This is a genomic window from Microbulbifer variabilis ATCC 700307, assembly GCF_000380565.1.
Classification (GTDB): Bacteria; Pseudomonadota; Gammaproteobacteria; order Pseudomonadales; family Cellvibrionaceae; genus Microbulbifer; species Microbulbifer variabilis.
Map to the genome: position 1 here is coordinate 341,528 of NZ_AQYJ01000025.1, position 23,067 is coordinate 364,594.

Annotated in this window: 26 protein-coding genes and 1 pseudogene; 6 read left to right on the forward strand and 21 right to left on the reverse strand. The window is 42.1% G+C overall.

The genetic code is table 11. The annotated features are described in order from the left end of the window. Nucleotides 1-19 precede the first annotated feature (19 nt). The 5 genes from G367_RS0110285 to G367_RS0110305 form a co-directional block, all read right to left on the reverse strand. Nucleotides 20-2,845, reverse strand: coding sequence for a type I restriction endonuclease subunit R (locus G367_RS0110285; protein WP_020413046.1), 2,826 nt, complete (start codon nt 2,843-2,845; stop codon nt 20-22). Between the two features lie 1,029 nt (nt 2,846-3,874). Beyond that, nucleotides 3,875-4,180, reverse strand: a complete 306-nt coding sequence (locus tag G367_RS0110290) for a hypothetical protein (protein ID WP_157533452.1) — start codon at nt 4,178-4,180, stop codon at nt 3,875-3,877. A gap of 767 nt (nt 4,181-4,947) precedes the next feature. After that, nucleotides 4,948-5,784, reverse strand: a complete 837-nt coding sequence (locus tag G367_RS0110295) for a GIY-YIG nuclease family protein (protein ID WP_020413048.1) — start codon at nt 5,782-5,784, stop codon at nt 4,948-4,950. Between the two features lie 691 nt (nt 5,785-6,475). Continuing rightward, nucleotides 6,476-6,766 (reverse strand): hypothetical protein, encoded by a 291-nt coding sequence (locus G367_RS0110300; RefSeq protein ID WP_020413049.1) that lies wholly within the window; start codon nt 6,764-6,766, stop codon nt 6,476-6,478. After that, nucleotides 6,763-7,251, reverse strand: a complete 489-nt coding sequence (locus tag G367_RS0110305) for a hypothetical protein (protein WP_026305052.1) — start codon at nt 7,249-7,251, stop codon at nt 6,763-6,765. The genes G367_RS0110300 and G367_RS0110305 overlap by 4 nt, the downstream gene beginning before the upstream one ends. 293 nt (nt 7,252-7,544) lie before the next feature. Between G367_RS0110305 and G367_RS25625 the strand changes: the two genes are divergently transcribed. After that, nucleotides 7,545-7,685: a carbon storage regulator gene (locus tag G367_RS25625; protein WP_245556685.1), complete on the forward strand. Its 141-nt coding sequence runs from the start codon at nt 7,545-7,547 to the stop codon at nt 7,683-7,685. A gap of 3 nt (nt 7,686-7,688) precedes the next feature. After that, complete coding sequence (locus G367_RS26125) at nt 7,689-7,838, forward strand: hypothetical protein (protein WP_157533453.1); 150 nt, start codon at nt 7,689-7,691, stop codon at nt 7,836-7,838. Nucleotides 7,839-8,174: 336 nt separating this feature from the next. On the opposite strand, the gene G367_RS0110310 is transcribed toward G367_RS26125, so the two are convergent. The 8 genes from G367_RS0110310 to G367_RS0110345 all read right to left on the reverse strand — a co-directional run bounded on the left by G367_RS0110310 (nt 8,175) and on the right by G367_RS0110345 (nt 13,908). Further along, entirely contained in the window at nt 8,175-8,480 is a 306-nt protein-coding gene (locus G367_RS0110310; RefSeq protein WP_020413051.1) for a hypothetical protein, read from the reverse strand. A 91-nt stretch (nt 8,481-8,571) separates the two neighbouring features. Then, entirely contained in the window at nt 8,572-9,582 is a 1,011-nt protein-coding gene (locus tag G367_RS0110315) for a hypothetical protein (RefSeq protein ID WP_020413052.1), read from the reverse strand. 84 nt (nt 9,583-9,666) lie between these two features. Then, the gene (locus G367_RS0110320; RefSeq protein ID WP_026305054.1) at nt 9,667-10,272 is read right to left on the reverse strand and encodes a hypothetical protein; all 606 of its coding nucleotides are present in this window, start codon (nt 10,270-10,272) and stop codon (nt 9,667-9,669) included. A 500-nt stretch (nt 10,273-10,772) separates the two neighbouring features. Continuing rightward, nucleotides 10,773-10,988, reverse strand: coding sequence for a hypothetical protein (locus tag G367_RS0110325; RefSeq protein ID WP_020413054.1), 216 nt, complete (start codon nt 10,986-10,988; stop codon nt 10,773-10,775). Between the two features lie 489 nt (nt 10,989-11,477). Then, complete coding sequence (locus G367_RS0110330; RefSeq protein WP_245556682.1) at nt 11,478-12,137, reverse strand: hypothetical protein; 660 nt, start codon at nt 12,135-12,137, stop codon at nt 11,478-11,480. Between the two features lie 116 nt (nt 12,138-12,253). After that, nucleotides 12,254-12,817 carry a hypothetical protein gene (locus G367_RS0110335; RefSeq protein WP_020413056.1) on the reverse strand — a complete coding sequence of 188 codons (564 nt, stop codon included), beginning with the start codon at nt 12,815-12,817 and terminating at the stop codon, nt 12,254-12,256. 215 nt (nt 12,818-13,032) lie between these two features. Continuing rightward, complete coding sequence (locus G367_RS23575; protein WP_211214923.1) at nt 13,033-13,422, reverse strand: GFA family protein; 390 nt, start codon at nt 13,420-13,422, stop codon at nt 13,033-13,035. 90 nt (nt 13,423-13,512) lie between these two features. Further along, on the reverse strand, nt 13,513-13,908 hold the full coding sequence (locus G367_RS0110345) for a hypothetical protein (protein WP_211214924.1): 396 nt from the start codon (nt 13,906-13,908) through the stop codon (nt 13,513-13,515). 309 nt (nt 13,909-14,217) lie between these two features. Here G367_RS0110345 and G367_RS26780 point away from each other — a divergent pair, with 309 nt between their 5' ends. After that, the gene (locus tag G367_RS26780; protein WP_083922709.1) at nt 14,218-14,352 is read left to right on the forward strand and encodes a carbon storage regulator; all 135 of its coding nucleotides are present in this window, start codon (nt 14,218-14,220) and stop codon (nt 14,350-14,352) included. 611 nt (nt 14,353-14,963) lie between these two features. Here the strand turns inward: G367_RS26780 and G367_RS0110355 are convergent. The 3 genes and pseudogenes from G367_RS0110355 to G367_RS27110 all read right to left on the reverse strand — a co-directional run bounded on the left by G367_RS0110355 (nt 14,964) and on the right by G367_RS27110 (nt 16,215). Continuing rightward, nucleotides 14,964-15,395 (reverse strand): hypothetical protein, encoded by a 432-nt coding sequence (locus G367_RS0110355; protein WP_020413061.1) that lies wholly within the window; start codon nt 15,393-15,395, stop codon nt 14,964-14,966. Between the two features lie 68 nt (nt 15,396-15,463). Further along, on the reverse strand, nt 15,464-15,799 hold the full coding sequence (locus G367_RS0110360; protein ID WP_020413062.1) for a glutaredoxin family protein: 336 nt from the start codon (nt 15,797-15,799) through the stop codon (nt 15,464-15,466). Between the two features lie 119 nt (nt 15,800-15,918). Then, nucleotides 15,919-16,215, reverse strand: a pseudogene (locus G367_RS27110) (DUF6980 family protein). A gap of 706 nt (nt 16,216-16,921) precedes the next feature. Between G367_RS27110 and G367_RS0110365 the strand changes: the two are divergent. Next, nucleotides 16,922-17,803, forward strand: a complete 882-nt coding sequence (locus G367_RS0110365) for an SDR family oxidoreductase (protein WP_020413063.1) — start codon at nt 16,922-16,924, stop codon at nt 17,801-17,803. Here G367_RS0110365 and G367_RS23580 read toward each other — a convergent pair. Further along, on the reverse strand, nt 17,798-18,703 hold the full coding sequence (locus G367_RS23580) for a LysR family transcriptional regulator (RefSeq protein ID WP_020413064.1): 906 nt from the start codon (nt 18,701-18,703) through the stop codon (nt 17,798-17,800). The genes G367_RS0110365 and G367_RS23580 overlap by 6 nt on opposite strands. A gap of 101 nt (nt 18,704-18,804) precedes the next feature. Between G367_RS23580 and G367_RS0110375 the strand changes: the two genes are divergently transcribed. Then, complete coding sequence (locus tag G367_RS0110375; protein ID WP_020413065.1) at nt 18,805-19,239, forward strand: PACE efflux transporter; 435 nt, start codon at nt 18,805-18,807, stop codon at nt 19,237-19,239. Between the two features lie 760 nt (nt 19,240-19,999). Here the strand turns inward: G367_RS0110375 and G367_RS0110380 are convergent. Both G367_RS0110380 and G367_RS27115 read right to left on the reverse strand, forming a co-directional pair. Beyond that, a complete protein-coding gene (locus tag G367_RS0110380) occupies nt 20,000-20,239 on the reverse strand; it encodes a hypothetical protein (RefSeq protein WP_020413066.1) in 240 nt (79 codons plus the stop codon). Between the two features lie 133 nt (nt 20,240-20,372). Continuing rightward, a complete protein-coding gene (locus G367_RS27115; protein ID WP_020413067.1) occupies nt 20,373-20,804 on the reverse strand; it encodes a DUF1877 family protein in 432 nt (143 codons plus the stop codon). 262 nt (nt 20,805-21,066) lie between these two features. Here G367_RS27115 and G367_RS26995 point away from each other — a divergent pair, with 262 nt between their 5' ends. After that, nucleotides 21,067-21,336: a carbon storage regulator gene (locus G367_RS26995; protein ID WP_020413068.1), complete on the forward strand. Its 270-nt coding sequence runs from the start codon at nt 21,067-21,069 to the stop codon at nt 21,334-21,336. Nucleotides 21,337-21,421: 85 nt separating this feature from the next. Here the strand turns inward: G367_RS26995 and G367_RS23590 are convergent, their stop codons facing one another. Then, complete coding sequence (locus G367_RS23590) at nt 21,422-21,979, reverse strand: hypothetical protein (RefSeq protein ID WP_020413069.1); 558 nt, start codon at nt 21,977-21,979, stop codon at nt 21,422-21,424. Between the two features lie 66 nt (nt 21,980-22,045). Beyond that, entirely contained in the window at nt 22,046-22,627 is a 582-nt protein-coding gene (locus G367_RS0110400) for a hypothetical protein (protein ID WP_020413070.1), read from the reverse strand. Between the last annotated feature and the right edge of the window lie 440 nt (nt 22,628-23,067).

A 23,067-nucleotide genomic window follows, 5' to 3' on the forward strand; every position in this document is an offset into this window, starting at 1 on the left:
AAAAATCAGAAGAGCAGGTTTAAGCAACCAACTCTTCATTTAATTCATTAATCAGCTGATCCATATCAGCCCCAAACAATTGATACATTTTTCCTAGGCCACCCCGCGCATCAAAAGGCGCCATCTCCAAGTCATCCCGCTCAAAATGGAAAGAGCTAATAATATGATCGCGTATCATCTGCAGCCACTGCATTTGCTCTTCATTAAATTTATCCCCACCACCGGCGTGGGTTTTCATTATCCAGTTCTGGAAGTTTTTACGCACCGAGGCATAATAGGTAGAAAGCTGCCCATCAATGCCACACACACGCCGGATTAATGCCACCAGAGCCGTTAACTCATTAATAGGCTGCTGCCCCTGGTAGTTTTCCAACTGTCCATAAGCCTGCCATATTCTCAGCGGCGCGAGCTGGGGTTTATCGGCTTTCAGTTTTTTCATTACCTCACTGATCATCTCGAAGGTCAACTCGCGGCGGCGGTGCGGCTGATCAAAGAATATTTCTAGCGCATCAATTTCATTTTTATTATTTTGCAGATATTGTGAAAATTCTTTCGCCACATCCTGCGCTTTATCGATCGACTCTTTATCCCACTCTGCCCTTATGATCTCATCGAGGTTTTCATGATCAATCTTCTGATCTTTTTCCCGGCGGATATTGTCAATTAACTCCACCAAGTCACCGTTAAATACATTAGCAGCCTGGCTCACCAGCTCGGCCTGCGCCTCATTGCGCTTGTCATCACCAGGATTAGTGCCTGGCGGCTGACCGGCTAGTTCACAGGCCCTATCCTCTACCTTGTCTGCATCGATGGCTGAGAACAGGTCGCTGACTATTTGTGTTAACCTCTTACCGCCAGATTCCTTTTCAATACGGATTTTATCCTCTTCATCCAGCTGCTTGTCCAACCTTGCTAGCCTACCTGCCAGCGAGCTCACCGTATCGGTATCACTCGCTCCCATCATCACACCCATGGCTAAATCTTTGAGGGGTATGGAAGGTTTCGTAATTAGTGGCGAGCTGGCAGTTTTAAGAGACTTGGTGACACCGATAGCATCAACAATGACATAGTGAGTCTTTGCGCTTTTTGCTGATGGAGTTACCTTTTTAAGGTCATCATAATCTTGCGTTCGAGTACCACGACCTTTCATTTGCTCGAAATAGTTACGGCTTTTAACATCCCGCATAAATACCAAGCACTCCAGCGACTTCACATCGGTGCCGGTGGCGATCATGTCAACTGTTACAGCGATACGTGGGTTATAGTCATTTCTAAACTGCGAGAGTACTGATTTTGGATCTTCTCCAGCCTCGATGACATTCCCTTCCTTGTCTTTTCGATCTTTAGCCACTTTATAAGTGACCTTTTTGCAAAAGGCGTTACCTTCAGCAAACTCTTCACGGACCGTCTGAATAATGTCATCGGCGTGACTATCGGACTTAGCAAAGATAAGAGTCTTGGGAACCTCTTTTCGGCCTGGAAAGATCTCAGACAAACTCATTTTAAAGGACTTAATGACAGTTCGAATTTGATCGGGATTTACGATATCTCGATCTAGCTGCTTGCCTGAGTAGGCCTCATCCTCATCCTGCTGTTCCCAACGGCGCTTGCGAGTTACCTTTTCACGACGCTCAATTTGCTGCTTTGCCTTTAAAACCTCACCATCCTTGGTGATTTTAGTTTCGATGGTGAAGACTTCATTACCAACATTAACACCATCTGAAACAGCCTTTTCATGGTCATAGTTACTGACTACGTTCTTTTTGAAAAAACCATAAGTGCGATTATCTGGCGTAGCAGTCAAACCAATTAAATAAGCATCAAAATAATCCAGCACTTGCTGCCACAGGTTGTAAATAGAGCGATGGCACTCATCAATAAAAATGAAGTCGAAAAACTCTAGCGGTACTTTGGGGTTATAAGCAACGGGAACGGGCTCTTTGGGTTTGATCAACTGTTCAGCGGGGTTAGTTTCCTCAATCCCCTCGTCCAATTCTTCATCTTTGAGAATGGAGTACATTCGCTGAATAGTACTAATGCAAACCTCCGCATCTTTTGGCACATAGCGCGACTTTAGCCGCTGCACCGTATAGAGCTCAGTAAATTTCCGAGTATCATCACTGGGTGTATAATTGAGCATTTCCTGCTCAGCCTGCTCGCCCAGGTTTTTAGTATCTACTAAAAACAGAATGCGCTTACCCTTGGCATGTTTAAGAATCCGGTACATTGCCGTAATGGCGGTATAGGTTTTACCGGCACCGGTTGCCATTTGAATCAAGGCGCGAGGGCGATCATCTTTAAGTGACTGCTCCAGGTTGGTGATTGCGATTTCCTGACAGTCTCGCAGGCCTAATTCGTGAGCAGGCAACTTTTGAGGATTAAGTGGTGGAATGTCCTGTAGGCGCTGACGTAAAGAATTACCCTGTTCCAGCCATTCCCGCATGGTTTCCGGGCGGTGAAATCTGTACACCTCTCTCGAACGAGGCTTAGGGTCGCGCCCATCAGTAAATCGAGTAATAATACCCGTGCTCTCATAGAGAAACGGCAAAGGCTCTTTATTTTTCACCCATTTCAGTGTGGCATTCGCATAACCTTCGGTTTGAGATTCTACTTCGGTTATTTTTTGCCCAGCTTCTTCTCTCTTTGCCTCAATAACACCTACCGCTCTCTTATCAACAAATAGCACATAGTCTGCGGGCCCAGCATCTGTTTGATACTCCCTTACTGCCTGCCCCTCACCTTCCCCAAAATTGATTTTCTTATTGCTCTGCACAACCCAGCCCGCAGTCTCGAGCATTTGATCGATTTTGTCGCGAGCAATTTGCTCTGGATTTTGGTTAACCATGGCTATCCCTACTTCCTATTGGCTATCATAAAAGGTGCACACATCGTCATTTATTTGTTAGCTTTTCTCGCTTAAACAGCCATCAATAAATGTATTCGATCGCCCCTTATTCCACTTATAATCCCTATCGACTTGCTCGCACATTTCCCCAACAAGCAAATCCACTGCAAACTATCATGCCCACTATTAAAGAGCTCTGCGATAACATCATAAATCTGGCATTAAACAATCGACTCTGCATCCAGACATAACTCATAAGCGCTCACTTGCACCACATTTCATCAAACCCTAACCTCCGGAAAGATGACTATTGACAAAATATATTTTTGACGATAGGCGACAGTGGCTACCATGGGCATCCATCAAATAAAAGTATAAACCGCCAAGACTATGGACTGAAGAGGAGGGGTAAACAAAACACCTTAAAACCCGCTAGCTTAGCTCATATAGACACCATAAGGTGAGGTATATGGAATCAGATCAGATCAGATCGGCCATCCAAGCACTTGGAGCTTAGTTTCCATTTCACCTTCCAGTGCGCCTACTACCCAACCCAATCAACCAACAAGTATCACTAACAAAGTTGCCCCATCAGGAATACTCACCCGCAACGTGAGCATCAGTAGGTAACAAGCCTGATAACCCTAGTGTACCGAGCCGACGAAAACCAAAGAATTAGAACAAATGCTTAAATCACGACACAGAAAATGAATGGCAATCAAGTAAAAATAGCCACCCACGCCCCAAATCCCACTCCACCTAATATGGGAAGGTTTAAGTACGCATGAAAAGAGAACAAAAAGTAAGCAATGGAGAGGATTAAGAGCAGATTCTCGATGTAAGGAAACCCAACAGAGCTCCCTTTTACATATTCTAATCTTTAAAATAGACAGAGGGATACGCTAAGCTTCGAACCTTTCGCTAAGCCCGTAATCAGACTTGATCAACTTTGTACATTTTTTGTGCAAAAATGGCAGCGCAGCATTGCATAAAAAGTGTGCAAAGTTAGGCGTCGACTACATTGCCTGATTAGGATTTCTTTCCAAGACCTGGTGACCCACCCTGAACAAAATGTATGGTTTTACTACGTATTTTAGAAATGCTGTGTATACGTTCTTTCTCCCGTTCAATTCTCCTATTAACAGATTTCATTGCTTTTTTCATCTCCGCATTTTTTGCTTTTCTTTCTTCCTGTATTATTTTTTTAATCTTTTTCTTTTCTAAACGCTCTTTTTTCTGAATCGGCTTCAATTCTACTTTGGCATTTTCTAATTCAAGTTCAGCTTTCTTCAGCATTGCCAGCAGAATTTCTTCTTCATAACTATTCAAACTCAATATGCGTGTTGACTCCCTCAGCCCATGAGTCGCGACGGATAACGAGGCTATTTTTTTCTTAAATTATCGCCTTCTCCACTCATGAATGAACCCTAACAGTAAATTATATAACAATATCTATATCACGGTTCTTTACAATATTAAAGCTCATCAGCCCCATGATAAAAAAACATACAGATAATCAAGAAGGTACCACTAACTGGCAGAGCTATTAAAAAAATATAGATCAAAGTCTATAAAACACTGCACTTCCCAGGAGCAATTCTGGACACACACGAGACAGAATAGCTAGCAGAGTAACAGCAGCCAGAAGGGAGAGTTGGTATTGAAGTATTTAAATTCAACATGTCACAGTAATGCTCCAGTTTAGTAAGACTAGCCCTACACTTCCCTATTCTGATCCACCACGGCTGCCCCCCATCCACAAAGCATCACTGACCAAACTCCACTCCAAGAATTACCTGCCCACGGCATATGAGTCCGCAAGAGAATACAATTTGAAACAAATATCTTAGTCATTAAATGGAAGTGAAGAGGAATTAAATAAGGACAGTTATCCTCACCCACGAAGAGATTCACAAGAGTATTGGAAACGTACTAACAATAGTCAATAAAGACTCTGAGGGCAGGCTCTTCAAAGAAGAGGACAACCGGTACTCTCTCTGTAGCAGCTGAACTTTATTAGACGTCATATCGCACAAGTCTTGATTAGCACACTATCGAGCCAATCACCCAGCGATTGGTATCAAGTCCAGTATATTGGCAATCTAAGTTTCAGTTGCTTCAAGTTCTTTTAGTTGTACACCATTTGAATTTCTCCAACAAGTTAGACCATTAGAGTTACCCCCCCTAACAATACTACCTGCTGTACTCGGTGAGCCAAATTCTATGTCTTTGGTGAATATCAGATGGTCACCCCGCTCTTGCAAAAGACCCTTATCGAGAAGCTGCTCTCGTTTATCTCTCATTCGCGTTGCGGAAGGCCGATGCTCCAATACTGCCTGAGAACCTTCAAAAACTATAAACCCATTTGCTGTTCTTTTCCCTGTAGCCATTACCCCCCTAATCCTGCAATAAAGGAGTTCTTTAGTTTCACTTGTTTGATCTATTTTTTCGTTAAAATCAGAAATCCCAAGAACAGGTAATAACTGAAGACACTTTTGTAAAAATACATCCATTTCTGCTGCATCTGACTCGGGGAGTTTGGCACCGCTACTAGCCGAATTCACAACAATAGCAGAGCTATTGTCATTTGCTTTTCCAATGAACACCCCCTCCAAGTAACGAATATGAGCTTTTGTAAGGTTTTCATCTTTTGAAACAAAAACAGTTACCGAATTCCAGAAGTCTCTTGAAGAATGCCCTTTTAGCCGACTTGCAACATTCTCGGCCTCTCCAATATAGATGGCTCTGTCTCCACTCTTAGGATCAACGCCTGTGAGGAAATAAACCCCCGGGCTTGCCAGCTCGTCGCGCTTTAGCAGCTCAGATATTTCGGTTCGTGGAGCAGCTATAGCCTTCCCAGACCAATTGGAAAGCTCCGCAGTTCGCAGACCGTTAGGATTTCCATGAACAAGAAATAGCTTTATTGTTGTCGCTTGCAATGAAGCCCCCTTTGAAATTTAACATCGTGATATGTAACCCTGGACGCCTATCAAATAAAAGTATAAACCTCTTAGACTTAGGGCTGAAGAGGAAATTAATTGAAACGTTAAAAGTCAAATAGTCGAATTTGTATGAATATGGCTAAAGTAAAAATACAACTCAAAGGTTGAAGCAACCCCCCAATCTCTTGGAGCTTAATATCAATCCACCTTCACCTATTCTGCCGTACCGCCCTCGCGACCTAACCCACTCTTCCTCAACAGGAAACAACCATGTGGACCCAAAAGCGCTGAACCGACGAAAACCAATAGCTGGGATGAATGCATCAGCCACAGCTCTGGAATGTGAAAGGCAACCAACTAAAGATAGCTTCCACGCCGCAGGTCCCTCCCTACCCATCGAAGGGAGATCTATGTACGCATCAAAGGAGAACAAAAGTAGGCACTGGAAGGCAGTAGGAGCAGATTCACAATGGAGCTAGTTACACCCAAACCTCCTCCCCTATTTCATCATCATAGTAGCACCTTTGAGCGCACACTATTTCTATGATGGGCAATGTCGCAGCCATACAGTTACTTCCAAATGTATTAGAAAGCAGCTGTACACACTCTATAAGTGAAAAATCGACACTAACTGGGGAGATCAGCTGATCATCCAACACATAGCTAGCGTTGCTGCAATCTGTTTACACTAATTTTTATCAGTTACCTCTTCCCATTCATCCTCATAACCGGCTGAACGAAAATAGGCCATCAGCGTAATGATGATTTTCTCAAGGATATATCCACTACTCTCTCCTTGCTTTTCATCTTGCTTGTTAGACTCACTGACAGTTCTCCAGAAAAACTCAGCGAAGTGAATAGCCTCTTCTTTACTAGCCAAAGATCCTGAATTGATAATCTCAAGGCTTTTTTTATCATTGAGTAACTCTGCATAATGCAAAAGAAACTCTTTCTCCTCGGGCAATTTATAATTAATCATCCTATCACCTTCGTACCATCTCTTATTACACTCATACGATCAGCAACCATCTGGAGCTTTTGGACTAGTTGAGAAACCGTCATTTTCCTCGTTATGGTTAGGAAGTAGTGTCTATTATCTTTCTGATCTTGCACAAATTTCAGATCAGGCGGCAAATCTGACTTTTCCAAAACCCAAAATACGTCGATATTTTTCCCAGGATTTTTAGATGCTTTCAGTTTATATATTGATTTGAGGTGCTGCCAGTTTGCTGAAAAGCTGAGCCCCATCTGATTATGAGGAATCACCCATGCCTTACATGGACTAAAGCAATAATCACAAACTTGTATACCTTGTATTAGCTCTCTTCCTTTTGGAACATCTTGCTGCCGATAAAATACAGGACTCGCACCTTCAGGTATAGGGCGCCCAAAAACTGTTCCTTCATTCTCCGCAAGCTTCTTAATATAGTCTCTCAAATCCGTGAGTATCTTAAATTGTTCCATTATCTGCTTGAACATTCCTTTGAATTTAACATCACTAGTAGGTGAAACCCTGTACGCCCACTAAGTTAAAAGTATAAACCGCCAAGGGTATTGACTGAAGAGGAAAGTCAAACAAAAAATCATGGAGGCAGCTATTTATAGGAACTTAGCGCCACATATTCCTATTCTACCCCCACCGTTGCCGCACTCTCCATTCCTAAACAGACATCATTTGCTAATCTTCGCCACTAAGGAATGCCTACCCATAGCTTGAGTATCAATTGGAAACAAAAATGTTAACCCTATAGTACCGAATCAGCGATAACTTAATAATTGGTACAAATGTATCCCCCATAGCGCTGAAAGAGACAGACAATCAAGTAAAGGTAGGCATTCACACACCTAAATCCCTCCCCGTACATCCAAAAGAGATCTATGAGCGAACCGAAAGTTAAGCAATGAAAGGCGTTGAACGCATATTCCCAAAGAAAGGAAGCTCCAAAGAGCCGTTATTGATAGCTATCTTCGAGGTTGAGCGCTTCGAACTCATAAAACCCTCTCCCTCTCCCTCTCCCTCTCCCTCTCCCTCTCCCTCTCCACAACTATAAAAATCACTTCTCCAGAGAAAGTTAAAGACAACACAAATTAGAGTGAACAAGCAGCATAACTGCTTAGCAGAAGACTCTGATCGTTTTTCAACCTACTCTTCCTCATCACTACGATCTATTAGGCTTTCCGGCAAACCCAAGGTGCTATCTTTTTCAAGCTCTTACTTGATATCTTCAGGAAGTGGCTTGAACAACTCTTTTGCTCTCCCTTCAGCATTCCTTTTTACTTTCTCGTATCTTGGTTGGCGCATCATGAGATTCCGATCAGCAAGTTAAGGTTAATATAGTTAACCAATGAACCTGCTACGGAGCTTATAAATCAAGCAGGTAATGCAACTAACGAGCGAGTGAAATATCAACTATCTGACAGCTTTCACGGTGTATTTTCACAATCGGCTGACCACCGCCACGTCCATACTTTGATTCTTCCTTCGGAAGCACAAAATAGAAACGACCATCAATAATCAACTTGTAGTCCCCAATTTTTGCGCTTTTGGTCGGAAATTTTTTAGCAATTTCGGAAACCCCTTTTTCAAGCGCTAGTTTATCTGAACACAAGCAGGCTTTTGCAATATGGGAACAAACTGTCAATGCCATGAAAACTATTATTTTTATATTAAAATTAAAGAACACTTTAAACATAGCAAGTTACCTTGTATGTATGGCTACCCATTTAGTAATACAGCCTTCTTGTTGGAGTGAAACTGAAAGCGAATCTATCAATAAACACTCGTTAAGAGTCATTGACAGATGCCATTTCCTCTAATTTTCTTTTCGCAAACTTACCCCTTTCTGATACAGGGTGAGACTTATCTGAAGCAAACTTGTTAGCTAACTCCTTAGCAATAACTGCTTCAATTTTACCCAGCTCTCGTATCAAAATCTCAGCTGAAACTCGTCTAACAATAGATGAGCGATCATCAGATGATAATTCTAAAAAATCGAGTATAGGGATCTTGATGTCTAGTTTTCGTTCACCTACGATGGGCCTTACCCTACCTTCACAATAGCGTATATCTGTCCATTCCCATTTCCGGCCCTCCATCCATACAATACGGCCTTCAAATAAACTACGATATGCCTTAGCTCTAACCGAAGGCTGAACAGCTAGTCTCGCGATTTCCTCTAGGTTCTCATCAAGAATAAGGGTGCGCCCAAGCTGGGAAAAGAGTGACGGCATAGGCCCGGACGCTGACGAAATTAACTTACGTCGAAGCGACTCTGCTATATCCTTTTTACAAATGATTTGAAGAAGAATCTGCTTGTCTTCCTCCTTGATTCTGCCCCATGAGTTCCAATTTGATAGTGCAATACATAGTGCTTCAACTACGTATTTTGCATCAGTCAATTTTGCTATCTCAGGAAGCTTTTCCCTTGCAGCCTCACGCACTTGAGGCACCCAATCATTCAGCCTACGAACGGCAAGCGAGAAAAAGAATGTATTTGGCGCTCCTCCCGAAAGGGCTCGTAGAGCTTTCTCTCTTTTGTAACCATCCCAACTAATTAGGTCAAGCCAAGTTATTAGCTCCTTAGGTTTTGACCAAAGCTTCCACTTGGAAGGCGTGGATTCTCTTAATGCTGAAGAGAACTCTGAGCGTATAAACCGCTCCCAGTAGTCAAAACTGGAAAGCGATAACTGACTCGTCACATCAACTAATGCAGACATATCAGCAACAACTTTGCTCCCCGAATTTATCGAGTTCGCAAAGTCCTTAACTGCTGAAATAACTTTCTCTTCCATCATCTTCAACTGTTGCACCTATTTCACAGCTTGGTAACATCCAAATCAGCGGAGTTTCAGTTCCGCTGTATTATCTTATTTCATGTCCTACGCCATCTCTCTTAGCAAGTGAATGGATGTATTTTTTGGCAACCCCATTGAGCTTGCCAAACCATCTATACGATTAGCCACCATGCTAATCTCTGACTCGGCCATCCCTATCGCCTCACACACAGCAGGATAATCAACCTCAATTTTTCTATCTATGGCCGGGATGAATGGCTCGTCATCAATGCACTCAATTATTACTTTATCGCCCTTTCTAAACGCACGCGGACTTGGATGCCCCTCAATGGCTATGTAGAGATCGGTCTCTGACTTCAAGCGCACCCAGGACTCAAGATCAGCTATAGTCCCACAACATTGGGGAAGTAATTTATTTACCCCATTTAAAACTAGAGCAAAGCCGCCAAAGAACGCGCAACAATCTTTGACTTTAAAATCTGATATATGCAGCTCTATTGCGCGCGCCAAATTGTTGTCATTAAGCTTACTTAACGAATGAAATTGATGATCAGCTGAATATCCGACCAAGTCTCGATATCCACTTACTGTAAGTAGCTCGTCTCTTGCAGTCGAACTGCATTCTTTCCTAAGATCGTTAGCCTGATCTGATATTGGCAACTCTATTAATGCTTCTAATTTTACTTCCATATTAGTGCAATTCTGGATACCCACTAAATTGAAAGTATAAACCGCAAGAGCTATCAGACTGAAGAGTAGACTCAAATAAAACACCGTGGGACAGCTGGATCTAGAGGCCTAGCTTCGCATATTCTTACTCTGGACCTACCACCTCCTCACCCACCCCATTCCTCTAAGGGCTTCACTTATCAAGCTTCTCCACCAAGGAATGCCTACACTCGGCTTGAGAATCAGCACGAAATAAGCATTTTGACCATAAAGCGTCGAAACGGCGAAAACCTAAGAATCGGGACGTATATCTCAAGCACATTGCAGGAGATGGAAGGCATTCAAGTAAAGCTTGGATTCCACGCGCCCTCCCGTTCATCGCGAAGAAATCGATACTCGTATTTAAAATGGACAAAAAGTAGGCAGTGAGGAGAGTTTTCTATGGAAAGAGGCTCGACCCAATCCTCCTTTATAGGGATTTGGTCTGAACGAATACCTATCAGACTATGTGTTACTTTGAACTACACATCTACCTCCTTAGGAAAACCAGCCAAACCCAGTTTCTTAAAGGCTGAAGATAGATTCTCACGGTCCCTCTTCTTTAGAACCACTCGCGTCGAAACGAAGCGATTCATACCATGCATTATACCCACTTCTCCAGTACGCTTCTTCACCACCAACTGTTTGGTGACCTCACGTAGCGTAGAGATTTCTTCATCGGATAGATCTATTTTCATCTAATTCAGCCTCTATTCAAGGTATAAAATAATGAGATAGCTAGTTAAAGGTACCTAGCGCGGCATATTTCTATTCTACCCCCACCGTTGCCGCGCTCCCCTTCCTTATACAAGCTTCTCCACCTAGAAATACCCACCCATAGCTTAAAGCATCAGTAACAACCAAACAGGTCGATCCTACATCACCAAACCTTAAATAACCTAAAAATTGGCACGAATACCTCGATTACATTGCTGAAAATGAGTGCCAACCAAGCAAAGATAGGTACCCACGCTCTCTAATACCACTCAGTTCATTGTGAGAGATCATTTTACACATCGAAAGAGAACAAAAAATATGCAGTGGAAAGCACTAAGGACAGATTCTCAAAGGAAAGAGGCCCCAACAGAACCCCAATCTCGGTAGAGGTTCCGCCATATTAGGCAACGGTGTTTTACGCCGCGGTTATCGTACTAACTTATTTAAGTTGAGAATCTGGCTTGGGCGTCCTACTGATTTAACTTGTTAGCCGCATATCTCCCTGCCCATAGTGAAGCGTAAAAATATAACCACAATAAGCTGGGTAGAACCATCCAAAAATAAGCTTCAGCGACGCACAGAGCTACGATGACCGCAGTTATAACCAGCAAGAACAAGTAAAAATAATTAGACCCCTTAATTTTCTTGAATGAAATTATTCCGCCCACTTTAAATTTGCCATTCATGGCTAGTAAGTTAAGTAATGCCCAGCCAAACAATATAATTGCCAGGAAAGGGATACTCATAAGCGGTATTCCTATCGAGTCAGCCCACCAAGGATATGAACCACGATAAAATTCAAGGAAGATATCACCAACACTCGCTCCTACGGTTAGGGTAGCCGCACAAAAACCAATTAGCGCTACTCTTCCTTTAGAAGATGGTGCATTAACTAATTTTCCCTTTCTTAAAAGAGTAAAAATAGCTATACCTAGTATAAGAAAAGTAAACCCGTAATCTTGATACCGGTATTTCGGAGAAAGATACTCGTTTCGTAAATTATAAAACTGATTTGACGCATTTCTACCACCTAGTTCCTGCCAATCAAGTGCCATATACTTTCTGTGATACTCTTCCTCATTGGTATATGCAGGAATAGAAAATGAGTAAGCAATACTCAATAACGACAAGATTATAATTCCAATAGATATTCGCTTCATAGTAAGTTACAATTAATATATTCTTATCCAGCTACCGTGCACTTAGCGGGCCAACTGGATGTCGGTCTTAAATGCCTTAGCAAGTATTAGATACCCTCACACTTAAATTCTCTAAATTCAAACTTATTGGTTTCGAAATAAGTTTTTAAGCTAGAGATCGGTACACCGTGAGTAGGAAAATAGAATCCTCCCTCAAGTCTTACATATTTTGATTCTCGAATCTTAGGATACGTATCCTCTAGTGGTATAGCTAGCTCTCGATCTTTTTCCTGATACTTTAATGGCCTTATCTGTTCATAAATAGAGCAAGGAAACCACCACAGGTCTTCCTTTTCGTACACTGGAATTGCAAGGTCGCCGTTAATAAGCTTCGCTAATGGCATACGGTGATATCTAGGTAATATATGTGAATTCGACTGGGAGCCAATAAGTATGATTTCAGGTTTGTGTGACTTGAAATCAAAGCTCTGTAGCCCAAAATGCCCTGTTGTTGCCACCTCAATTCTTTGCGGCAACTCTTCTCCATAGATTTGATCAATAACCACATAAATAATTACTTGTGGCGGAGGATCGAGGAATACAACATTCTCCTTTGTGCACTCTTCAAACTGCTGCAAGTATCTACCCTTTAAAGGAACAGCAACAATCACTGATGGTGAAAGCTCTTCTTTTCCACTTCGGGATATTTCTGCACTTTGGAAGCACAACCCAAAAGTGAGTATTCAATGACAATTAGCAGTATAAGAATTCTTTTCATGGGCTTGCCTAGTGTATTGCTCAGCTGCCATCTAAATGACGCTGCTTTGTGTTAGCTTAGCGTACAGCACAAAGTGCGCGAAGTATTGTCGAATAAAGCAGCAATTTGTTAGGCAGAGCTGTTTTCATCAACCTCTTCCCAAACTGCTTTTGAATCCAAAAATAAATGCTTCTTTACTTTTAGCCTCTCAAAGCCAGTGTCAAGCAAGCTGACAGGAACGTACATAGCCTTATCATCGTTCTTCCCAGGTAAGGATGATCCACATTCTGAACAAAAACTTGTCTGCCAATCATGATTTGGCTTTATCCATGTTTTTATATGGTCTTTACCAGAAATCCACTCAAAATTTTCATTAGAAACCACCGTTACGGCTATTCCGCCCCCACCTGTAGCTTTGCGACAAATAGAGCAATGACATATATATACATCTTCGGGAATTACCCTAATTCTGAAATTTACGGCTCCGCAGTTGCAAGAACCTTTCGCTAATTCAGTCAACTTTATATCCTTTAGGTTTCACACACATGGCATGAGTAAAGCTGAAACATAGCGTTTACTTTCTCGTCATGCCCAAGCTTATCAAGCTCCTTACCTCACCGCATCCTTTAGTTCTTTCGTACCTGTATACATTGATTTAAAATTCTCAGCCATAGCTTGATTTACCCCTATTAATATAGTGGCACTACTGTCCCAGCAGGCTATTTCAAAAATAGCTTTTTCTAACTGAGGTTTTGGTTCAGAGGCATTCCAGTAATTAGGGTTTCCATCAACGTACGGTGGTTCAGCAATCACAAATCGGGTGCCGATAGGAAAAGCGCTGAATACTGCCCAAATGAACTGGACATCATTGCTAGTTATTATTTTCTCTAACTCAAGTCCAGGGTACCAACCCTCTGATATAACTAAACCGTTAGCTTCTATATCGCTGACAAACCAATCATAGTCATAGCATGAAATATTTAGAGCCGAGAAAATTTCCTTCATATTTGTGAAGAACTTTACCTGATCTGTTCTTTCAAGTATTAGGTTCATACGCCTTAAAGTTAACTGTCAATTCAAAAGTAACATCTATATACCACGCTTCTCCACAACTCTAAAGCTCGTCAGCCCTATAAGACAAAAAGTCAGTAGCTCAAATCAATTCACTGGGCTCCGACTGCCTAACACTCACCTTTTCCATTCTACACACTGCTGCCTCCGCACCTCGTCCTGCTCCTTCACTATTTATCACCTACCAAGCTTCCTCTCCAAGGAATGATCCTACCAACAGCGTGAGCTTCACTATAAACAAGTATGTTGACGATAAAATTCCTAACAGGTGAAAAACTAAGAGTTGAGACGGCCGTCTCGATTGCAGTACTGAAAGTGAAAGATAATCAAGTAAAGGTAGGCATCTACTCCCCAACCCCCTCCCTGTCCAGCGCTTAGAGATCTGTGTGCGTATTGAAAAAGCGCAAAAGGTAGTAATAGAAGACGTTAAGGACGGTTCCTCTAGGGCAGGAGGTTCCAACAAGGTCCTAGTCTCAATGAAGACGCCCCTTCTCAGACCACGATGCATAAGCTGTAATTATTGTATTATCGCCTGGTCCAGCCGCCACCAAAGTGGAGTACCGCTTGTTTAATAATGGAATCGCAGAGACCTTCCACAAGAAGGTGCATAGTATTGGCATCAACTAAAACCATTTATTATGTATATGCATTACAATACCGCATCTTGATTAAAAACAATGAGCGATGGTTCATCAAGGTTATTTTTACTCCGTCGAAAATACTCATGTTCCCAATGTGAACCGTACTACTCTATTTCGATTGCACACTTTTCTAGAAAATCCGAGAGTTCGAGCAGCTCGGCTGACTTTACTAAGAGGGTGATCTCAGAAAGTTCTAACGGACTCTCTTGCTTTGTATATTTCGTATATCCGTAAATCTCCATTTTTTTACGTACACTGGTTTTACCTTCATTAAAGCCCGCTGGAACCTAACCTAAGGAGGTCCAGGAGAATGCCGTAGAGCGATTTTGATATGGTCATTATGCGTGATTACTGACACATATAGCCTTGATTTTCGTCGAGAACACGAGCATTTGCGACAATAATCTCTGGGATAAAGTGAGACCAAGATTCAAACACTGAGAGCCCCGGCATGAGTGGGCAACTACTTGTGTAATGTAGCCTTCCGGAATCATCTACCATATATAGATCATATTTGATGATAGATTGTGATGAATTTTTTGCGGACATCATTGCATTTCCACCTGGTGCGGTCAGGGAAAATGACAGACTGCCAATGGACTCAGTTTCGCCAGTAATTGGTACTAAAATTTCTCCCTCTGACATCACTTCAATTTCTATTGGATTTTCAGGATAAACATTTGCTAATACCACACCTATTTCGTTTGTAGTCAGCTGGTTCGATACTGAACCACAACCAAACAAAGATAGTGAAAGAAGTGCAAAAAAGATAGAACGCATTAGGTTTCTCCCTTGAATAAATAACGCCTTTAGCTATATCGTCAATGAGCGTCAATTGCCTGAACTTATTATATTTTCTTCAATGCTTCTTCAATGGCTTTAAGGTTATAACCATGAATAACCTGATCGTTGACTATAAGCACTGGAACCCCCTTTCCATTAAGTGAATCGTACTGACGACGCCCCTCTTTGGATTTTTCAATATCGTATTCTTTATAAGATACTTTTTTCTTTGATAAAAGCTCTCTTGTTTTTTGACAATAGCCACACCAAGAAGTCGCATAGAGAACCACCTTACCTTGTGATATCGCTGAATAGTCTGGTGGTGGGCTGATAACGCTATCTATGACATCCCATTTTTGGTAAATCATCAGAGCAAAACAAATTACAAGTAGCTTTTTCATATCACTTTCTATTGATTACCACAAACAAAACACAACGCTCGCCTTTACTGCGGCTGGAGCATAGCCTAAACCGTCCGTCCGCGATAGCATTGAACACCATACGCTTGTTAAGTATTTCGCTACCAAGCGTCACTTTTGAACTTCTCGGGTATACTTTGTTCAGTGAGGTCATCAAACCCCATACTCTCTAACCTATCAAACCATTCATCTCGTTTAGAACCTGGCAGCTCTAGCCCTCACCATGGACAAAACTCGATAGAAATAGAACTGCTACCTCCATCATCGATGATCAGACCATATTCATCGGATTTTGGGACGTAGGAAACAAGGATGTCTGGCCTCTCGTAGATATTGTTATGATCCTTACAGTTAAACTCGACTCTTCTCCCCATTTCTTCGCAACAATGCTTAATCATCTTGGAAACTTAACAGTTAATTCACAAGCAGCACCTATATATCACGCGTCCCTATAATTCTAAGCTCGTTAGCCAAGCCACACAAGAATGTGCGGAGGACCAAGCACCCATCATTAACCGGTACATATATTCAAAGAAAGATATAGAGCAATATCTCTATAATTCTCTACTTTCCTTGCTCTATATCTTTTCAGGAAGGATTTATGAGTCAATGAGTTATTGCTTCTCTTCAAGAAATACGAAAAACTGCTTTTGCATTCTTGTATACATAGCAAAGCATAACCACCAAAACTGCTTTACTTACATATTTTGGATTAGAAGTCACTCCTACCATCCCGTGCACCCACCTACTTCCCCCCAAAGAGCCACTTAGTTGCCCTGTTAAGGAATACCCCCACGGCTTGATCACCAGTAGAAAGCAATGAGTTTACCCACAAGTACCGAACTGGCAAAAACCAAAAAATTGTTACGAATTCCTCACACACATTGCTGGAGGTGACGTGAAATCAAGTAAAGATATGCCTCCCACCCCAAATCCCTTGTCGTCCATTGAGGAGAGATCTACGTGCGCATCAAACATGAATAAAAAACAGGCACTAGAAGGCCCTGCTGTAGTATCTATTTGATAGATGGTACATAACTGTAAGATTTTTTGAATCTTGAGCAAAGTATGGGCTACCTCATTCATTGCTTTAACGGTTGAACCATGCAGAAAACTATTACGATTATTGGCGCCACAGGCCAGTTAGGTCGCAAGGTAGCGCGAAAACTGGATAGTAAAGGTGTCCAGGTAACTGCGGTAGTAAGGGATGCCGCTAGCGCTCGCACTACCCTTCCTGAGAGTATCCATCTTATCGAAGCAGATGTCTCGGACAAAGAGAGCCTGGTATCGGCACTGGTTGGTACCAAAACGCTTTATATTACCCTGAATACTACGTCACTTGACCCTAGCTTACCCTTTCACGCTGAACGTGAAGGTGTGATTAATACCGTGGAGGCTGCAAAGATCAATGGTGTGCAACACATCATGCAGATCGCAGGTATTGATTATCTACACCCGGAATTTGCGGACAAGGGTCTCGAGTACAAGACCAATGTAATCCGTAAACCAGGTATAGAGGCCATTAAAAATTCGGGCATTAATTTCACTTTCTTCTTCTGTTCATTCTTCCTGGATTCTTTCCCCACATTCATCGAGAACGGCCAATTTGCGATTATCGGCGACCATGTTTATCCTATCTATTACACCAATACAACAGATCTGGCAGAGATGATCGGTAGCGCTATCGGGAATGAGATGGCTTACAACCAGAGTTTTTCGGTTCAGGGCACAGAGGGGATGTCTCTACCTGAAGCAGCCAGAAAGTTTGTCGAGGCATATTCGGCAGGAACAGATATTGCCGCCTACCCTATCGCTGCAATTGTAGAAATGGGGCTGCCTGAAGAACAGGCGGCATTCATGGAGCATATGCTGACTTATGTAGAACAACTAAAGGAGCAACCGGTAAGTCAAAAAACCTGGCAGGTGCTAGGTAAGCCGAAAACAACCATCACAGATTTTGCCCGAAACCTGTCGAGCGCTTCATAACGCCTGATCCCTGTTCAGTATTGCGTCCTCTGTGCTCAGCCGCTTCATCAAGTCAGTAGCTGCGGGACCCAGTGGACGCTTACTGGACCAGATGATATCTACACCGTGTGACAGCTCCTTCTCCTGCTCAAATACCAGAGGGAGCTGTATCAGTTTTTTCGCCGCTATTCCCTTTGCGGCCACGTGTAGAGGTAATACCGCCCAGCCCAAATTGGCCTCGACAAGGTCAAGCGCATCATCGACCCGTGACACACTCCACACGTCTGGAGACACCAGCCAGCGAGTTTGGCTGGATATCTCAAACTCCTGCAATAAGATTTGTCGGTATTGTTTCAGGTCTTCCCAGGTAACTTCAGTGAGTCTCGCAATCGGGTGATCCACGCAGGCGATGCCTGTGAGCTTCAGATGGCCCAGGGCTCTGAAATCGCATCCAGCGGGCACTTCATCCAGCTGTGTGATAATCCCGAGTTGGGCTACATCCCCTTCAACCCAAGTCTGTACATCCTGAACACTTCCCGCTCTGAGCGTAATCTGAACATGTGGATATTTGGTCTGAAACCCTTGAAAGAGTCCACCCAGGTTTTTAATACGCACATGTTGGGCAATAGCTAACGTCAACCGGGCCTCGACATCCAGAGACAACCCCTGAGCGATCGCCATCAAACGCTCCCGTTGCTCAATAAGATTCCGTGCGCGTTCCAGCAGTGACTCACCAGCGTCCGTCAATCGCGGGTATCGTTGACTTCGATCAAATAGATTGACTCCCAAGTCAACTTCCAGATTCGATACCAGTGAGCTGATTACCGACTGCGCCTTTCCGCATTTACGTGCAGCCGCTGAGAACGAGCCAGCCTGCTCGGTAGCTACAAATGCTTCCAGTTGTTCAATAGAAACTGCCATACATTCAATCTATCTGTATAAGGTATAGTATCTAACTTATTCCATCTAAATTAACTGTATATCATTCAAGCATATTTTCTCAAGCAGAGTGAGTATGGTTGATGACTTATTCATTGAAGAATCGTTTAGTGCAGGCTATTTCCTACGAGTTTTTCCTGTTGCTCACGAGTGGCTTGCTGGTTGTGCCAGTACTTGGGCTGGAGGTACACCAGTCACTGGCAATTGCAGCTGGACTATCACTGTTTGCGCTGGTCTGGAATATGGTTTTCAATCACGCCTTTGACTGGTACTTATTGAATATACGTAAAAACCCGGAGAAGACATTTATCGTTAGAGCCATACATGCGTTATTGTTTGAGGGGGGTATGTTAGTACTGACGTTGCCAATAATCGCGTGGAGCTTTAATCTGACTATCCTAGAAGCATTTATGCTTGAGATAGTCATGGTGATTTACATCGTGATATATACCTATGTATTCAACTATTGGTTCGATAAGCTGCATAGCTCGTTTCGAGTTACTGAACACAAACGTTAAAGGTCTTCTCCACTTTCTGTTTTAGGTCAAATGTAGGTACCAATTAAGATACACTACGTCAAAAGCAAATGCCCATTTATTCGTCATTTTGCCTTTTCTTATTATATTTTATACCAGTTAATAAAAAAACAATAATACTAGGAATAAGCAAGGTACTTAGTTTAGTCAATAGCCTTAATCCTGGCTCCCCATTTCTGCCAGACTCAGAGTAATTGAGTCAAAACAATATCCACCCAATAGAGAGAGCTGCCACCATAAACCCAATTAAGAGAACAAATGTACTGACTAAATACTTGGCGTAACTTCCGTTTGATTTCCAAAAAATGGCAAATATAAAAATGATTGCAAATAAATTGGCATATATAAAAACAGACCGAAAATTTGAAATTATTGCTTCTATTACAACTCACCTAAAAATATAATCTAAACATGGGTCCGCCAAAGGTCGAGTACACGCGCCTTTTAAACATTATACTCAGAAATTGAACCCTAAGCTCTTCCCATTTTTTAGGTTTAGATTTTGGGAGAATAGGTATTTTTATTCCAAGATACACGCACTCAGTCCCACATGAGGAGCACAAAACCATTGAATTTTCTGTTGGACCTCACTTGAGTGCTTGCAAATACTCATAACAAACAAATTTATGAGTACTCATAATTCTCTACTATTGATGCATAATGTTCACATTTGCGGTGGCTGAAGCAAAGCGTAATCACTCCGAATTCGATAACACCGAACAATATAGGCTTGTTAATTGATTTAACCCCCAACATCACCACCTCCACCACCAAAGCTATCAGAATCACCACCTCCGAAGTCACCAGTAAAGCCAGAGCGCTGAGTCACTCCAAACTTCACAATAAACCATAGCAAACTGGATATTAGAAAAGCTGCAAATACAAATGGGGCAAAAGTAGAATTAAGCGGGTTCTCGGAAGCAAGATCAATCAAATACCATGATCCAACTAAGCCGATTAGATTAATGAGGAATGATTTCATCTACTCTCCATGGATCATTTGACGTGGTTATATAGACCTTTTGTTATGAAATGTAGTTTGAGGTACTATGGCGTGACCACCCCAAAATGAACCTTAGCAACAAAAGATACTAAGATAAATTTGTTGTGTTCTGCTAGCATATTACCACCAATATTCCGTTACCCACGTTTTTTGCGGACCGAACAAAATCGGTAAACTGAACTAGGTAGTTACTAATATCTATTTTTGGGTAATCAGCTTCATATACACCTAAGTGCCGCAAAGTGTGTGAATCATAACGCTGCATAATCGTTGACGACTCACATTCGTCTAAATACGTTGCAAGCTCACTAACAGCTTCAGGTGAGTGAGCTTCACAATGTTCACACACATTTTCACATTGCCTGCCGGTATTTAGAAATGATGCATTTTCATCTTGGGTTATCAGATAACTGATGCAACCCCAAGACCTATCAAGTGATAGAGGCGTAACAGACTCATCTATTCCATCTACATAGCTCTTACCTTGACCGGTCTCTCGATATTGTTCCTTCGCAATCTGATAAAGAGTCGCTCTTAAACCCATACTCGTAATTTACCTAAGGCACATATCTGTTAACTCAAAAGTAACATCTATATATCATGCTTCCTTATAATTCCAAAGCCCGTCAGCTTAACGACACAAAAAGTCAGCAGCTTGGAGCGATTTTCCAGGCTCCGATTGCCTAGAATTCGACTCTTTTATTCTACACACATCGCTACCCTCTATCCTTTTACCTGATATCAATTACCAAGCTTCCACACCAAGGTATGTTCACTCACAGCTTGAATGCCTTTAGTAAAGAAACATGTTGACTATAATACGTCGAACCGGCGAAAACTTAAGAATCGGAACGTATGTCTTAGTCAAATTGACAGAAGTGAAGGAAAATCAAATAAAGAGATTCATCCATGCCCCCAAATCACTCTCCATCCGCCGTGAAGAGATCTACGTGCGTATCAAAAGAGATACAAAAATAGGCTTTGAGAGTAAACTCAATAAGGACAGAGACTCCAGCCAAGCCAGCTCTATAGAAGTCATAATTTCGTTTGGCAGTAAGATACAGTTATCGCAGTAATACTACCGTAATACCCCGAAAGACACACATCGGTTTGAAGTCCTGCACAACTTTGTTGCCCTTTCGCTAATGAGCTTTTTACAATTCACTTTCGTTTCCAAATATCGAAATCACAGTTGCTGGCAACTGCGAAGTAATCGCCACACCACGAAAACCCAAAAGCTTCAATAAAATCAGTTCTTAGCTTTATGCAGCCGTCTTGGAACCTCTCAGATAGAGGGTCAGCAGATGGGTCGCAAAAGTACAAATCATGTTGTGGCCAATTAGGAGAATAACATATCAAAGATTCTCCAATACACGTGCTATTGGGAAGCCCTCCACCATTTTGGCCGGCAATCAAGATATGTTCTTCAGATAACTCTCCTATCCCCTCACAAAATATTCCTGAATCATCAATTCCTACAAATTCCTCATAATCTCGAGCTACTTTTTCAGCCGAGTCACAGTTAACAAGCGATCTACCGGAGGTTGATACGATAAGTGCTAAATTACTTTTTTCCTTAGAGAAGCCGAAGCCAATAAAGCCCCTAATCGCGATACCACCAACACGCTCCCATCCCTCTGGACAATCCGAGTTTTGGATTTTTGCCAAGAGGTTTATAAGCCTCTTTCGGTTTTCTTCAAGGTATCCAGTCATACTCATAAATTATAATGACCCCGTAATAGACACGTACTTGTGAGCAACATAATTGACACGTTTGTTAAATGTTTACTTAGTTGCACTGCTTAACACCCAAAATCCGATGGGCCAAACGGCTAACAAAGAGTAAGTGATCAGGTTGGCATTACGCACCTTAATCTTGACACTTACTGAGGGTAGCGTTTTGTTTAGCTTTTGCGAAATAAAATACTCTGACCACCATGACGCAAAGAAGAAAGGGATCAATAATATTAATCCTGCAGCTGGGATCATCCAGTTTAGGTCTTCCTCATATGGTATTAGCCATGGCGCCTGCCAAGTAACCGCTAGTATTTTACCCATGAGTGAATCAATTCCGTAGGCTCCACCGCCACCAGTAACCAGTTGAACCAAAACAAGAAGAAACCAAGTAAGAGGAATACCTATAATTGTTGAAGCTACATTAGAAATACTTACTGTCTTCAAAGATTGGGCGAGAGGAAGCCTCATGCCCTTTGATATATAAAGTGTTTCTATGGCTATGATCGGTACAAGCGAAACCAGAAATGCTGGCATAGCCAAAAATAACATCGGTACACCAGCATTAGCGTAGGCTATACCCGGAGCAAGTAGGGCTAAAAAAGCTAATAAGATTTTGCTTGATTTATGCACAGTTCCCTCTTGGCATTTAACTGGTAATTCAAAAGCAGCATCTATATATCATGCTTCTCCCTAATTCCAAAGCTCATCACCCTGATCACACAAAAAGATACAGTGGATCAAGAAGCCTTCTTTAACGGGTATACATATTTAGGGAAAGATTTTGATAGAACCCTGAACAAGGATCTGCGGCTCTAAACATTAATAATCAAGCAGGTAAATTTTGTTTCAGCAAAGTTTATGCGGGAAGTTATCGATCGAGCTTCGGGGAAAAAGCAATGCACTTACCGGGAAGGATCTTTTCGAGTCACTTCGTGTTAATACTAGCGGACAGGTGTTTTACTTTGAAAGTTTTGGTGGTGATCAAAATCATTTAGATGGGTGAAGTTGTTTTGCCGAAAAAACGACCCGGTCAGGGCTTCATAAGTACACAGAGAAATCGATTTGTCTGA